Annotated in this window: 13 protein-coding genes; 6 read left to right on the top strand and 7 right to left on the bottom strand. The window is 66.3% G+C overall.

Annotated elements, in window-relative coordinates; genetic code table 11:
- Positions 1-226: 226 nt before the first annotated feature.
- From ACRXBZ_RS38305 to ACRXBZ_RS38285, 5 genes are all read right to left on the bottom strand, one after another.
- Complete coding sequence (locus ACRXBZ_RS38305) at positions 227-1231, bottom strand: IS3 family transposase (protein WP_433883250.1); 1005 nt, start codon at positions 1229-1231, stop codon at positions 227-229.
- A gap of 123 nt (positions 1232-1354) precedes the next feature.
- Positions 1355-2623 carry a group II intron reverse transcriptase/maturase gene (gene ltrA / locus ACRXBZ_RS38300; protein WP_433883249.1) on the bottom strand — a complete coding sequence of 423 codons (1269 nt, stop codon included), beginning with the start codon at positions 2621-2623 and terminating at the stop codon, positions 1355-1357.
- A gap of 554 nt (positions 2624-3177) precedes the next feature.
- Positions 3178-3597, bottom strand: coding sequence for a hypothetical protein (locus ACRXBZ_RS38295; protein WP_433883248.1), 420 nt, complete (start codon positions 3595-3597; stop codon positions 3178-3180).
- A 64-nt stretch (positions 3598-3661) separates the two neighbouring features.
- Entirely contained in the window at positions 3662-4783 is a 1122-nt protein-coding gene (tnpC, locus tag ACRXBZ_RS38290) for an IS66 family transposase (protein ID WP_433883247.1), read from the bottom strand.
- A 236-nt stretch (positions 4784-5019) separates the two neighbouring features.
- On the bottom strand, positions 5020-5322 hold the full coding sequence (locus ACRXBZ_RS38285) for a hypothetical protein (RefSeq protein WP_433883246.1): 303 nt from the start codon (positions 5320-5322) through the stop codon (positions 5020-5022).
- A gap of 393 nt (positions 5323-5715) precedes the next feature.
- Between ACRXBZ_RS38285 and ACRXBZ_RS38280 the strand changes: the two genes are divergently transcribed.
- The 6 genes from ACRXBZ_RS38280 to ACRXBZ_RS38255 are packed head-to-tail and all read left to right on the top strand — an operon-like array spanning position 5716 to position 11794.
- Entirely contained in the window at positions 5716-7338 is a 1623-nt protein-coding gene (locus ACRXBZ_RS38280) for a fatty acyl-AMP ligase (RefSeq protein ID WP_433883245.1), read from the top strand.
- Positions 7322-8203 (top strand): acyl-CoA desaturase, encoded by an 882-nt coding sequence (locus ACRXBZ_RS38275; RefSeq protein WP_433883244.1) that lies wholly within the window; start codon positions 7322-7324, stop codon positions 8201-8203. Before ACRXBZ_RS38280 ends, ACRXBZ_RS38275 begins: the two co-directional genes overlap by 17 nt.
- A 3-nt stretch (positions 8204-8206) precedes the next feature.
- Positions 8207-9142, top strand: a complete 936-nt coding sequence (locus tag ACRXBZ_RS38270; RefSeq protein ID WP_433883243.1) for an acyl-CoA desaturase — start codon at positions 8207-8209, stop codon at positions 9140-9142.
- Positions 9143-9424, top strand: coding sequence for an acyl carrier protein (locus ACRXBZ_RS38265; RefSeq protein WP_433883242.1), 282 nt, complete (start codon positions 9143-9145; stop codon positions 9422-9424). It abuts the gene before it with no gap.
- A complete protein-coding gene (locus ACRXBZ_RS38260) occupies positions 9421-10506 on the top strand; it encodes a fatty acid desaturase (protein WP_433883241.1) in 1086 nt (361 codons plus the stop codon). The genes ACRXBZ_RS38265 and ACRXBZ_RS38260 overlap by 4 nt, the downstream gene beginning before the upstream one ends.
- A complete protein-coding gene (locus ACRXBZ_RS38255; protein ID WP_433883240.1) occupies positions 10499-11794 on the top strand; it encodes a cytochrome P450 in 1296 nt (431 codons plus the stop codon). The genes ACRXBZ_RS38260 and ACRXBZ_RS38255 overlap by 8 nt, the downstream gene beginning before the upstream one ends.
- Here the strand turns inward: ACRXBZ_RS38255 and ACRXBZ_RS38250 are convergent.
- Both ACRXBZ_RS38250 and ACRXBZ_RS38245 read right to left on the bottom strand, forming a co-directional pair.
- Complete coding sequence (locus tag ACRXBZ_RS38250; RefSeq protein ID WP_433883239.1) at positions 11765-12355, bottom strand: hypothetical protein; 591 nt, start codon at positions 12353-12355, stop codon at positions 11765-11767. The two genes, ACRXBZ_RS38255 and ACRXBZ_RS38250, sit on opposite strands and share 30 nt — an antisense overlap.
- A 135-nt stretch (positions 12356-12490) precedes the next feature.
- A complete protein-coding gene (locus tag ACRXBZ_RS38245) occupies positions 12491-12661 on the bottom strand; it encodes a helix-turn-helix domain-containing protein (protein WP_433883238.1) in 171 nt (56 codons plus the stop codon).
- Positions 12662-12741: the final 80 nt, after the last annotated feature.

The raw sequence follows: 12741 nt of genomic DNA, 5'->3' as shown, positions 1-12741 counted from the left end.
TCCAGCTGCGCGACTTGGTGAGCGCCATTAGCTCGGTCATGCCGAACGTGAGCCCGCGATATGTCTGAGGGATGGGCGCGAGGTCGAGCCGCGTCTTCTTCTGGATCTCCTGGCGCACCGGTTCTCCGGACCACTCATCGTATCCGGCGGCCATGACCTTGAACTGCGAGGTCGGTGCAGATCCCGAGTCTTTCGGTAGTTGTCAAGTCAAATGAGACAGGTTGTGTTACGGGGTTGGTTGTGGCTGGTCGATGGGCTGGTTGATCCAGGCCGCCTTGGGCAGCTGGGGTGGCTGGGGACGGCGGGTGAAGCGTTCCGGATGAGCGGCGTAGGCCCGGTTGAGCGTGGCCTGCCGCTGTGCGTGGACCTGCTCGGCGGTCCCGAAGTGCACCGAGGCGGGGGTGTGCATCCCGATCCCGGAATGCCGGTGCTCGTGGTTGTAGGAGGCGAAGAAGCCCTCGCAGAACGTGCGCGCGTCTTCCAACGACCCGAACCGATCAGGAAAATCAGGCATGTACTTTAATGTTTTGAATTGCGCTTCGGAATATGGGTTGTCGTTGGACGTGCGCGGGCGGGAATGGGACCGGAGAACACCGAGATCCACGAGTAGCTCGGATACTGGCTTGGACACCATCGCGCCACCACGATCAGCGTGGATCGTGTGCGGCTCGACACCGTTACGCGCCACTGCGTCGGCGAGGAAGTCTTTTGCCACAATCGCGTCCTCGGCCGCGGCGACCAGCCAGCCCGTGACATAGCGGGAGAAAATATCCAGGACGACGTAGCATTTGTACCAGATCCCCTTGACTGGTCCTTTTAACGCGGTGATATCCCACGACCACACCTCGCTCGGGCCGTGCGCGACCAGTTCTGGGCGGACCCGGGGCGGATGGGTGGCCTGGCGGCGACGTTCGGACACTTGGCCGGCGGCGCGGGCGATCCGGTACATCGTGGACACCGAGCACCAGTACCGGCCCTCGTCCAGCTCCCGTGCCCATACCTGCGGGATCGCCAGGTCCTGGTAGGCAGGGCTGGTGAGCAGGTCGGTCACCAGCGCCCGCTCGGTGTCGGTCAGGGCCGCCGGTGGTGGCTTCCGGGGTAGCCAGGGGCCATGCATCGCACCCTTCGGATTGACGTGCCGATAGTGCGTCGCCCGGGAAACCCCGGTTAGCGCACACGATTTCTGCACCGAAATCTCGGCTGCGCGCAGGTCGGAGAACGCGGTCGTCATGATGTCGTCGGCGGCTCGTCGTTCTCCGCGCTCTCGGAGAGCCTTTCCAGTCGGGTCGCCCGGGGGAATCGCACCCCCGGGCTCCCACAGTTCCGTACGTGAGCCTCTCGGCTCATACGGCTCCTACCGTCCGGCGAAGGAGAGTCCGCAGTCTGTGACCCATTGCCAGTGGGCGAACATGCCGGGCTCGTTGGTTACGAGCCGGTCCCACCAGGCTTGCAGGCGTGTTTGACTGCGGAGCCGTTTGTATTTCTTGCGGGCCCACCGCATGAGGTAGGCGTTCACGCGGCGCAGGAGTGCGAACATCTGGGACTTGTTGAAATGGCCCCAGTAAGTCATCCAGCCTCGCACGATCGGATCGAGCTGTTCTGCGAGGTCGGCCAGAGTGTCGTTGGTGCGCAGATGCAGCCGCCACTGACGGACTTCCTTGCCTTTGGCGACTATCTTGTCCCGACTCATCGCCGGCGCGAACGAGGTGAACATCTTCCCTGTCCGCTTGTTGCCTGCTGCCCGCGGCCGGAAAGTGTAGCCCAGGAAATCGAACGACACGGTGTCATACCTGTGTCGCCGGTTGCTGTCCTGGCAGTACACCAGCTTGGTCTTGTCCGGGTGGAGCGTGAGCCCGACCTGTTCCATGCGTTGTCCGATCGCGGTCCGCACCGCCAGCGCTTGGCGCTTGCTGGTGCAGTGCACCACCGCATCATCCACATAGCGCTCGAACCTCAAGGATGGGAAGGTCCTCGCCATCCACAGGTCGAACGCATAATGGAGGAAGAGATTAGCCAAGCATGGCGAGACCGCTGAGCCCTGAGGCGTTCCCCGGTCCCGTGCGTCCACCGAGCCGTCCGGGTGCTGCAACGGTGCGATTAGCCACCGTTTGACATACATCACGATCCAGCGCTGGTCGGTGTTCGCCTCCACCGCCTTGACGATCAGGTCATGCGGGCAACTGTCGAAAAACTTCTGGATGTCCAAATCGATCACCCAATCGGTTTTCCAGCAGCGTTCCCGGCACTTGGCCACCGCGTCGATCGCTGATCGCCCCGGCCGGTAGCCGTCGGAGTCGGTATGAAAGATTTCCTCCATACGCGGCTCCAGTCTCGCGGCTACGACCGTTTGAGCGATTCTGTCGGCGATCGTAGGCACACCCAGTATCCTGACCCCGCCTTTCTTCGGTATCGGCACCGCCCGCACCGGAGGAGGGAAATACGACCCCGACGACATCCGGTTCCAGATCCGGTAAAGATTATTTCTTAGATCCGCTTCGAATGCCTCCAGGGTAACACCGTCCACTCCCGGAGCGCCCTTGTTAGCCTTGACTTTCTGGTACGCCTCCCACACTTCCCGCTTTGAAATAACGAACGGTTTCTCACTTTGCTGTGGCTCGCCCACTCGATCCCTCCCAGGATGACCTGGTTGCTCGAACGAACTTGTCCTGGACGGTCCGGTCCCTTCGCTCCATCCCCATTACAGGGATTTCATCACTACTATGAACCGGTCCGACTGCACGCCCACGCAACGGTACTCGACGCCTCACGGTTTCTGCCGCTTGTGCGCACTCCCTGTCGTCCCGGACCAGCCGGGAGCAGTGTCGGGGCATGCCCTCCCACGTTCCGCATGGAAGCCGCAGATCGGGCTCGTGCCGCCATTCACACCGGGCACCGCCTGGCCAGTAAACGGGTATCCGCCAGACTGATCCCAGGACACGCTCTACACCCTGGTTTTGATGCCAACTACTCATTTCGGTGCTTCTACAGCGGAGAGCTGAGCTCACCTTCCCGATCCCCAGCTGACGCATCCTGTGCGCCTTTTCCTCAACGCTCACCACGACAGGCTTCAGCTAACGCAGCTTGAGGTGCTTTGAAGTCTCCTCCCGCAAGGCGACTCCGGAGGGCCATCCATCCTCCATCTCCCATGCAGTTACACATCTCAGAAACCTGGCTTACCTACCAAGTCAACTCCTTCGACGTTCGTGGTACACAGAGCGCGTGAGTTTTTCCCATAATGTCCAGCGCCATCCGGGTCTTCGCCAGGTCGCCTTTCAACTTCTCGTTCTGGCGGCGAAGCTTCTCCAGCTCGACTTCCTCGGTCGATTTCTTCGAGCGCTTCGATGCCGCCGCCGGACCTGCCGCTCGACCTGTCAACACCCCCGCGTCACGAGTACGCGTCCACTCGATGACATGTGAGGAATACAAGCCTTCTCTACGCAGAATCGCGCCTTTCTCGCCATTGGGGGCGTTCTCGTACTCGGTGACGATCGCCAGCTTGTACTCCGGGCTGAACACCCGGCGGGACGGGCGCGGTGCTGGGTCGCCCGGACCCGCCAGCGGTGACGGGTCGGGCTGCTTGTCAGATGGTGTGGACACGTGCACCAGGATCTCCGATCCCGCCCTCGGTCAGGAACCCCGCACTCACACGAGGTGTCTCACATCAGTCTGGCAAAGAGGGGAACCGGGCCAGGGTGGCCAGGGTGTGCCAGTAGCCGGAGACTTTCTGATGCAATTTCGGGCTTTTCAGCGCTTGCTCGGAGGCGTTGTTGGTCCAAGGCACCACGAACACCCTGGTGAACAGCCAGACTTGGCCGGCTTTGCCGGCCAGTCGGGTGGCGAGGTTGTAGCCAGGGTGGTTGCCTTTGTCCCAGTCGCGGTGGCGGTTGGTGGCGATTCCCCAAGCGACGGCCTTGTCGTAGCGGGCACGCAGATCGGCCAGCAGGTCGGGGTCGAGGCGATCGGCCCCGGCCGCGTGGGCGTCGGCGACGGCGGTGTGCGCTTCGCGCAGCACCTTGCGGACCGTTGCCGCCCATCCCTGCTGGGTGAGGTGCAGGTCGAGAACGCCTTGCAGGTGGCGGAACAGGTGCGCCACACACTGCTGGACCCCGGCCAGCCGGGCGTCGAACTGATGCCAGGCGGTGTAATCATCGCGCACGAGATACCCGGTGTAACCGTTGAAAAGCCCGAGGGTGCGCAGCGCTTTTTTGGTGCGTGCCGGCAGTTCCCGGTACCACACCAGCCGTTCATCCGGGGTGCGCACACAGACCACATGTGGGGCGCCGGGGACCGGTTGGCAGTCCTCGCCAGTGTCGGGGTACGCGATGTTGACCGGTGTTTCGTCCGCGCACAACACCGGTTCGGCGGCCAGCACGGCACGCATCGCCTCATCGAAGCCTGCCTGATCCAGCCGCTCGGCGACGCGTTCGTGCGCGCGGGCGACGAACCCGGTCGACACTGCAGCGCCCAGCAGCGCTTCCATCAGCGTCGCGGTGCGCTCCACCGGCACATTCCCGGTCGAGGACAGCAGGACCGCCGCGGCGTTAACGTTCGGCCCGTAGCACACCGCCCCGGCCTGCCCGAAAGGAACCGCCGCGGTCGTGGTCTTCCCGCAACCGCCACACTGCCATTTCGGCAGCCGGTACTGCACCCGCCGCAGCCGGATCGACGGGGTATCCCAGACCTGCGTCCAAGACATCCCCGCATCCCGCGCCTCTGCCAGATCCGTGCCACAGCCCGAACACTGCGCAGGCTCGGGCGCGGTCTCACTGCGATCCGGCTTCACCGCGCGCTGCAAAACCCGAGCCCGGATGCCCGGGTTGGCCGCCCGGCTTACGGTCCTTCGATCGCACCCGCTGTGAGCGCTGCGCGCGGCGTTTCCCCTTCGCCGCAAGCGAATCCTGCTACGGCGGGGTCGAGGAATTCGTCGAATCCATCCCCAACCTGCGCTTCAGCTCCGCGTTCTCCGCCCGCAGTGCCGCCACCTCGGCCGACAGCGCCGTCACCAATTCCGCAAGCTGCTCATACGACGGCGCAGGCTGCTCGGGCGGTACGGACACGGCCACAATGATCGACGATCAAGCCAACAAGATCAAGCCAGACACACCCCACCAGCTCAACCCAAGCCATGAATGGACACGCGCACATCGCTGCGACCAAAGTCAGCACTTTCGCCGCAGGGTTGGCCCCACCGCTGTTGCCCGCGTCGGTGATGCGTACCGCTTCGGCGACCAGCTCGCCCAGCCGCGCCCGTTCCGCCAGCCGCACCACCGGCACCAGCCCGGCATCGCCGATCAGATTCGGATCATCGAGCACCGCATCCACCCGCGTGGGGCTATGAGAAGATCGCACTCCAGAGATGCCCTCTCAACTCGGACCATTGGATCCCTCAGCAAGATCAATCGTCCCAGCTCAAGAGGGCATCTCGTCCACTTACGGCCGAACCGTTATCCAAGATCATCGGTGCATTCAGGCTAAGACCCGGCCTGGCGACTGGGCGCTCGCCCTCCTACAAGCCCGGTGGTACCGATGTCGCGCCCGTACCTGTGACTGTCAGCGTCGACCGCAATTTCACTCGATCGACAGAATCCCTCACGTCTTGATCATGGTTAGGTTAGGGCTGATTTGCAGCGAGCCCGCCTGAATTTCGATCGTCACCGTACCCGTGGCCATCCCGTAAGGAACAGCGCTCTAGTTGCCCACACGAACGGAGTTGGCATGGGTGAGTGGGTTTCACCGACCTCCCTGTGTGATGTTCTGCGGTACCGGGCCCGCACCACACCCGACCAGATCGCCTACCGATTCCTGCCCGACGGCACCTCGACCAGCGCACGGACCTGGACCTACCGTGAGTTGTGGCGGCAGTCACAGGCGGTGGCCACATTGCTGGAACCGGGCGAACCGGTGGTGCTCGCCTTACCACCCGGCCTGCCCTACGTGGCCGCCCTGTTCGGCATCCTGTGGGCGGGCGCGGTCGCGGTGCCTGCCTATCCTTCGACCAACCGCAGGGCGGCGGACAGGCTGCACGCGATCATCGCGGACTGTGACCCCGGCCTGATCATCGCTGAGGCGGCCAAGGCTGGGCGGCTGACCCGGTTCGCGCCCGATTCTCGCGTGCGCTGGCTGTTGTTGGACGGCGACCTGCCGGTGCCCGAGTGTGAACCGCCCAGGCGAGTGGCCGATCCAGCGCTGTTGCAGTACACCTCTGGCTCCACCGGCGACCCCAAGGGCGTGGTGCTCACCCAGCAGAACCTGATCAGCAACTGCCGGGTGCTCGCCGCGCACCTGGGCGCTGAGCCGGACCGGGTCGGCTTGTCCTGGCTGCCGCCGTACCACGACATGGGGCTGATCGGCACCATCCTGCACGCCGTGCACGGCGGGTGGCCACTGGTGATGATGTCCCCAGACCACTTCGTCCAGCACCCCTACCGCTGGCTGCGCGCGGTCACCGACTACCAGGTCACGATCACGGTGACGCCCACCTTCGGGCTCGACCTGTGCACCGAGTCGGTCACCGACGACGAGCTGGCCACGGTGGACCTATCGTCGCTGCGCCAGGTCTTCTGTGGCTCCGAACCAGTGCTGCCGGGGGCGGTCGCCGCCTTTGCCGATCGCTTCGCGCCCCGCGGCTACCGGCCGGAGAGCCTGATCCCCTGCTACGGCTTGGCCGAGGCGACCCTGTTCGTCACCGGCAAACCGGTCGGCGCCCCGGTGACCAGTCACGACGGTGTTATCAGCTGCGGGCCGGTGGCCGCGGGACACGAGCTTCGCGTGGTACGGCCGGACTCGCGCCATCCTGCGCTCGACGGCGAGGTCGGCGAGATCTGGGTACACGGTCCGAACGTGGCCGCCGGGTACTACCGGCGGTCCGAGCAGACCGAACGCAAGTTCCGCGCCCGATTAGCCGATATCGGGGAAAGCCCGGTCTATCTGCGCACGGGGGACCTCGGTTACCTGCACGACGGGCAGCTGCACGTCACCGGGCGACTGAGCGATCTGATCATCATCGCCGGGCGCAACCTGCACCCGCATGACGTGGAACTGACGGTGAACCGGACGCACGAACTGATCCGGCGCTCGGTGGCTTTCGGGGTGCCGGGGGAGTCCGGTGAGGAACTGGTCGTAGTCAGCGAACTGCGCACGTTGTCAACACAGACTCCGGACACGGCACTGCTGCGGGAGCGGGCGGTGGCCGCAGTGGCCGCCGAACACGGGGTACGCCCGCGTGAGGTGCGCTTCGTGCGCGTGGGCGGCGTGCCCACCACGAACAGCGGCAAGATCCGGCGCCACACCGCGCGCGAGCACTACCTGGCGGGGGCCGGCGATGCGCCGCACAGCTGACGACACCGCGACCGGGGCATGGGCCTGGGCGACCGTGAGTGGCTCCACGCTCGGTTTCCTCGCCGCCCTCGCCTTCACCGCCGTGTACGGATTCTCCTGGATTCACTTCGGACTGTTCGCGGTGATGTATGCGATCACCTCGCTAGGCGTGGAAGGCGGGCTGCACCGCTACTTCGCACACCGGTCCTTCGTGGCTGGGCCCGCAGTCACGCTGACGCTGGGTGTGGCGGGCAGCATGGCCGCACAGGGGCCGATCCTGTTCTGGGTATCGGTGCACCGCAAGCACCACGCCTTCGCCGACCGCGACGGCGACCCGCATTCTCCACGCCCGTTGGGGCCTGGATTGGGCGGTCGGCTGCGCGGGCTGTGGCACGGCCACGTGGGTTGGCTGTTCACCCTGCGCCGAGGGGCCTGGCGCAAGCTGGTCACCGACCTGCTCAAGGACCGGCAGGTGCTCATTGTGGACCGGTACTACGGCTGGTGGGTGCTACTGGGCCTGGTCCTGCCCGCACTTGCCGGGTGGGCGCTGACCGGGCGCCCGGTAGACGCCCTGGGCGGCCTGCTGTGGGGCGGGCTGGCCCGGATCTTCGTACTCGACCACGTGACCTGGGCGGTCAACTCACTCGGGCACACCGTGGGCAGCCGACCGCACCCCACTCGCGACGCCAGCCACAACATCGCCCCGCTCGCCCCGATCTCGGTGGGCGGCTCCTGGCACAACAACCACCACGCGCAGCCGTCGCTGGCGCACAACCGGCAGCGGTTCTGGCAGCTGGACCCCACTGGGGCGGTGATCAGCCTGCTCGACCGCGCCGGGCTGGTCAGCCAGGTGCGCTACCCGCCCCAGACCCGTAAAGGGGGCTGAGCGATGCCGGTCGACACCTCGCTGCGGGGCGCGATCGTCCACCTGGACGGGCGCAGCCTGCGCATCAAGAGGTTCTCCGCGCTGACCACGATGACCCTGCCGCTGATCGGCACCGCGATCGCGGTCTATCTGCTGTGTACGGGACGGTACACCGCCACCGACCTGTGGCTGTTCGCGGTGATGTACCTGGTGCACCTGGGCGGGGTTACCATCGGGCTGCACCGCTACCTGGCGCACCGCAGCTTCAAGACCTCGCGCTGGATGCAGGACGTGCTCATGGTCGCCGGCTCCATGGGCGCCCAGGGACCGCTGCTGTTCTGGGTGGCCACCCACCGGCGGCACCACCGGTTCGCCGACCGGGAGGGCGACCCGCACTCACCCAACCTGCACGGGGCATCGTGGAGGCAGCGGCTGCGCGGCCTATGGTACGCGCATATGCCGTGGATGCTCAGCCCTGAGGACACCCGGTGGTCCCGGTTTGCCCCCGACATCCTGCGCGATCGCAGACTGGTGGTGCACCATCGGCTGTATCCGGCCTGGGTGCTGTTGGGTTTGGTCCTGCCCACGGCTGTGGGCTTCGCCATCGGGCACACCGCGATGTCGGCGTTCACTGCGTTCATCTTCGGCGGCCTGGCCCGCATCTTCGTGGCCAACCAGGCGTCCTGGTGCGTCGGCTCCCTCTGCCACGCCTACGGCGGCAGGCCCTTCGACAACCGGGACTGCAGTACCAACAACTGGCTCGTCGCGGTCTTCACGCTCGGCGAGGGCCTGCAGAACAACCACCACGCCTTCCCCAGTTCCTTCCGGCACGCCGTGCACTGGTGGGAACCCGACGCCAGCGGCTGGGCCATCGCCCTGCTGGGCAGGCTCGGACTGGTCTGGGGCCTGCGTGAACCCGATTCCGGCACCATCAGCCGACGCAGGAGTGGAGCCCAGTAGATGTTCAACCGGACCAAGGCCAAGCGGGACGAGCGCGGACAGCTGACCGAGGAGGCGCTGCGTGCGTGGCTGGTGGACTACCTGGCTGACAAGCTGTCCGTCTCCCCTTCACAGGTGGACACCAGTCGGGAGTTCGAGGACTACGGCCTGGACTCCCGCGCGGGCATCCAGCTGTCGGGCAAGCTGGAGAAGCTGGTCGAGCACAGGCTCTCGCCCGCGCTGCTCTACGAGTACCAGTCCATCGACGTGCTGGTGGACTACCTGCTCAAGGAACCGGAATGACCTCCCGGCGCAGCCTGCCCACCCGGCCCGGCGCGGCCTTCCAAGAGTTCATGGACAAGTCGCGCCGACTGGAGGGGCAACGCCTGACCGAGGCCATCCCCCGCGAGTACTTTACCCCGCGCCCGGCGCGCGGCCTGTTGGGCTTCGCGGTCAGCTGGGCGCTGTACGCGGGCTCGGTGCTCGGGTTGGTGTTCGCCCCGCGCTGGCTGCTGTATCCGCCACTGCTGCTCACCGCCGGGTTGGGCGGCTGGGGTCTGCACTGTATTGCGCACGACTGCGGCCACGGATCGTTCTCCCGCTCCCGCAGGCTCAACGTGGCCGTCGGGCACCTGGCCCTGCTGCCGTTGCTCTACCCATTCCACTCCTGGCGGCACGTGCACAACATGCACCACTCCCACACCAACAACCTGGAGTTGGACACCGACTGGCGGCCGTTGCCGCCCGCGTTGTACGAGCGGCTGTCCCCGTGGGGCCGCGCGGTGTACGTGGGCACCCGGACCTGGGCGTTCTGGGGTGGCACCATCCGCTACTGGGCGGTGTCCGGGTACCGGCCCGGTTTCTTCCCCAAGCGGTCCATGCGTCGCGAGGTGTGGCGCTCGATCGCTTTCACCGGGCCGGTGTGCCTGGCCTACCTGGTGTGGCTGACGGCCGTGACCGGGCCGGGTGGCCTGCTGCTGTACTTCGTGTTGCCCTGGGTGGCGATCCACCTGTGGTTCAGCGCCACCACGCTGATGCACCACAGCGCGAGCGACCTGCCGTACCTGACCTCCGAGCACTGGACGCGCAACGCGGGCAGGCTGCTGCTCACCACCGACTACACCTATCCCAGGGCGTTGTCGTTCCTGACGCACAACATCGCCACTCACACCGCGCACCACGTGGCCCCGGCCATCCCGTTCTACCACCTGCCGCAGGCCCAGCAGGCGCTCAAGCGGGCGTACCCCGGCATGGTGCGCGAACAGCGGCTGAGCCCGCGCGGCCTGTGGACCATCCTGCGCAGCCTGCACCTGTACGACGAGCAAGCCGGCTTCTACCAGGACTTCGCCCACAACAAGGTCCCAGCGGAGGACAACCGTGACTGACGTGGCGATGGGGCCGAGCGAGGCGTTGGCGGCGCTGTTCACCCCGGAGGGCAAACACGATCCGTACCCGCTCTACCGCGCGTTGTGGGAGCTGGGACCGGTGGTGCCACTGGGACCGAGGATGACACTGGTGCTCGGTTACCAGGAGTGCTGTGCCGCACTGCGCGAGCCGGACCTGCTGGTGACCGACGCGGCGGTGCACCAGAGCACCGGAATGCTGGAGCACTCCTCGTGGCAGTGCTTTACCAAGATCATGATGTTCTCCAATGAACCCGACCACGACCGGCTGCGGCGCTTCGCCCGCGAGGCGTACTCCGCGCGCCGGGTGGCCACGCTGCGACCGATGGCGGAACGGTCGTGCGCGCGACTGCTCGCCCGACTGTCCGAATTGGACACGGGAGGCCCGGTCGATCTGGTCTCCGAGTTCACCTTCCGGCTGCCAATGGCGGTCACCGGAGAACTGCTGGGTATCCCCGAGGCCGACCGGATGGGTCTGCGCGCGGCCATCACCGCCTGTACCACCGCCTTCGAGCCGATACTGGACCTGGACGAGCTGCGGCCGGGCGACGCGGGCATGGATGTGCTGCTGGACTACCTCGGCGGGCTGCTCCGCGAGCGCCGCGCCCACCCCGCCGACGACCTGATCAGCTCGATGGTGTCCGAGCGCGATGCCACCGGTGCGCTGTCGGACGAGGAACTGCTGGCCAGCCTGGTCATGTTCCTCATCGCGGGCGCGCAGACTCCCAGCGACCTGATCGGCAACATCGTGCGCCTGGCGCTGGAGCACCCTGAGGCTACTCAGGACACGTCCGCCTTCATCACCGAGTCCATGCGGTTCGATCCGGCCATCCACGCGCTGACCCGCTCCGCCGCCCGTGACCTCGACCTGTTCGGCACGCGGGTGGCCGCCGGGTCGCGGGTGCTGCTCGTGCTGGCCGCCGCCAACCGAGATCCGCGCCGGTTTACTGACCCTGGACGGTTCGATGTCACCAGGGCGGACAACCAACCGCTGGCCTTCGGCCTGGGGACGCACTACTGCCTGGGGGCCGCGCTGGCCAGGATGCAGACCGAGGTCGCGTTGCCCATGGTGCTGACCGCATTCCCTACCATGGCCCTGACCCGTCCGCTGAGCTACCGGGATCAACTGGTGCAGCGGGGCCTGGCGCGCATGGGCGTCACCCTGGTTGAGACCACGGCTCAGGTCCATGCCACAGCCGGACGGTCTCGAAGGGGTGCAGTTACTGGTGACCTCGCGGAATCAACTGTCGCGTATTCCTCGATCTTGTAACCGGGTGTGATCACCACGGGCGTAGCGGGCCCAGGTCCCTCCCGCCTCAGCGGCCAGCCGTGCTGTCTGCTCCTGGGAGTAACCGAGCGACTTGGCGACGACGGGTGCCGGTGCTTGCAAGACGAGCTGCCGGAGGGCGGCGGTCCGGCCGCGAAGACCGGGAATCCCGACCTGCCGCAGGCGCAGTTCGAGCGTCGTCGGGGCCATGGGCTGACCGGCTCGGCGACCAGGGAACATCCAGCGGGCGCCAGAGTTCGTGGCGGTGGTGAGGTTGAGCCGGTGATCGAGGTGATCGAGCAGGAGCCCGGCAAAGGGGTACGGTACCGGGGATGGCGGGTCGCCGAGCCGGATGCTGACCTCACCGTCTTCGACCAGGACGTCGTCAACGGTGAGCCGGAGAATCCGCGTGAGGGGCTGGGCGTAGAGCAGCATCAGGATCGCGGCGACGCGGGTGAGTAGTGGGATGCCGTCGTCGGTGAGCGCGCGGCCGACCATGGCCAGGCGTTGCCGCTGACCGATCGGGGCCGGATTGGTCGTTTTCTGATGCGGGTAGGTTTCCAACTCCCAGGTGTGACATGTGACAGGTAGAGCAGAGATACCCCTCAGGCCAGGGCTTGACCCACGCCAGCGTCTGGAAGGTGCGCTCGCAGCGAGCGCAGAGCTGTTCGACGGTCTCCTGCTTGTCCGGTTTCGTGCTCACGACTCGGGGCGCAGGCGGGCGCGTTTGGGCCGGCGTGCGTTGAGGTTGACTACGCCGTCGTCGGTGGCGGTCTTGCGGACGGCCGCGTTCTGGGCCTTGGTGGCGATCAGGTCGGCCGGGGTGCAGTTGAAGATGTCGCAGAGCGCGGCGAGCACCGGCAGCGACAACCCCGCAGCACCGTGCCGAAATAGACATCCACATTGGACGGTTGGAGGTCCCATAACGGCCGGCCGAACCAGGCACGCAC

The sequence above is a fragment of the Saccharopolyspora hattusasensis genome (genome assembly GCF_050972075.1).
GTDB classification, from domain to species: domain Bacteria; phylum Actinomycetota; class Actinomycetes; order Mycobacteriales; family Pseudonocardiaceae; genus Saccharopolyspora; species Saccharopolyspora hattusasensis.
Note: the sequence above shows the minus strand (reverse complement) of the source record. Positions and strands in the feature narration are given on the sequence as shown.

Bases quoted from the DNA above. Each gene is read 5' to 3' on its own strand.
- ACRXBZ_RS38305 (WP_433883250.1), bottom strand. From the start codon at position 1,231: ATGACGACCGCGTTCTCCGACCTGCGCGCAGCCGAGATTTCGGTGCAG.
- ACRXBZ_RS38280 (WP_433883245.1), top strand. From the start codon at position 5,716: ATGGGTGAGTGGGTTTCACCGACCTCCCTGTGTGATGTTCTGCGGTAC.
- ACRXBZ_RS38275 (WP_433883244.1), top strand. From the start codon at position 7,322: ATGCGCCGCACAGCTGACGACACCGCGACCGGGGCATGGGCCTGGGCG.
- ACRXBZ_RS38270 (WP_433883243.1), top strand. From the start codon at position 8,207: ATGCCGGTCGACACCTCGCTGCGGGGCGCGATCGTCCACCTGGACGGG.
- ACRXBZ_RS38265 (WP_433883242.1), top strand. From the start codon at position 9,143: ATGTTCAACCGGACCAAGGCCAAGCGGGACGAGCGCGGACAGCTGACC.
- ACRXBZ_RS38260 (WP_433883241.1), top strand. From the start codon at position 9,421: ATGACCTCCCGGCGCAGCCTGCCCACCCGGCCCGGCGCGGCCTTCCAA.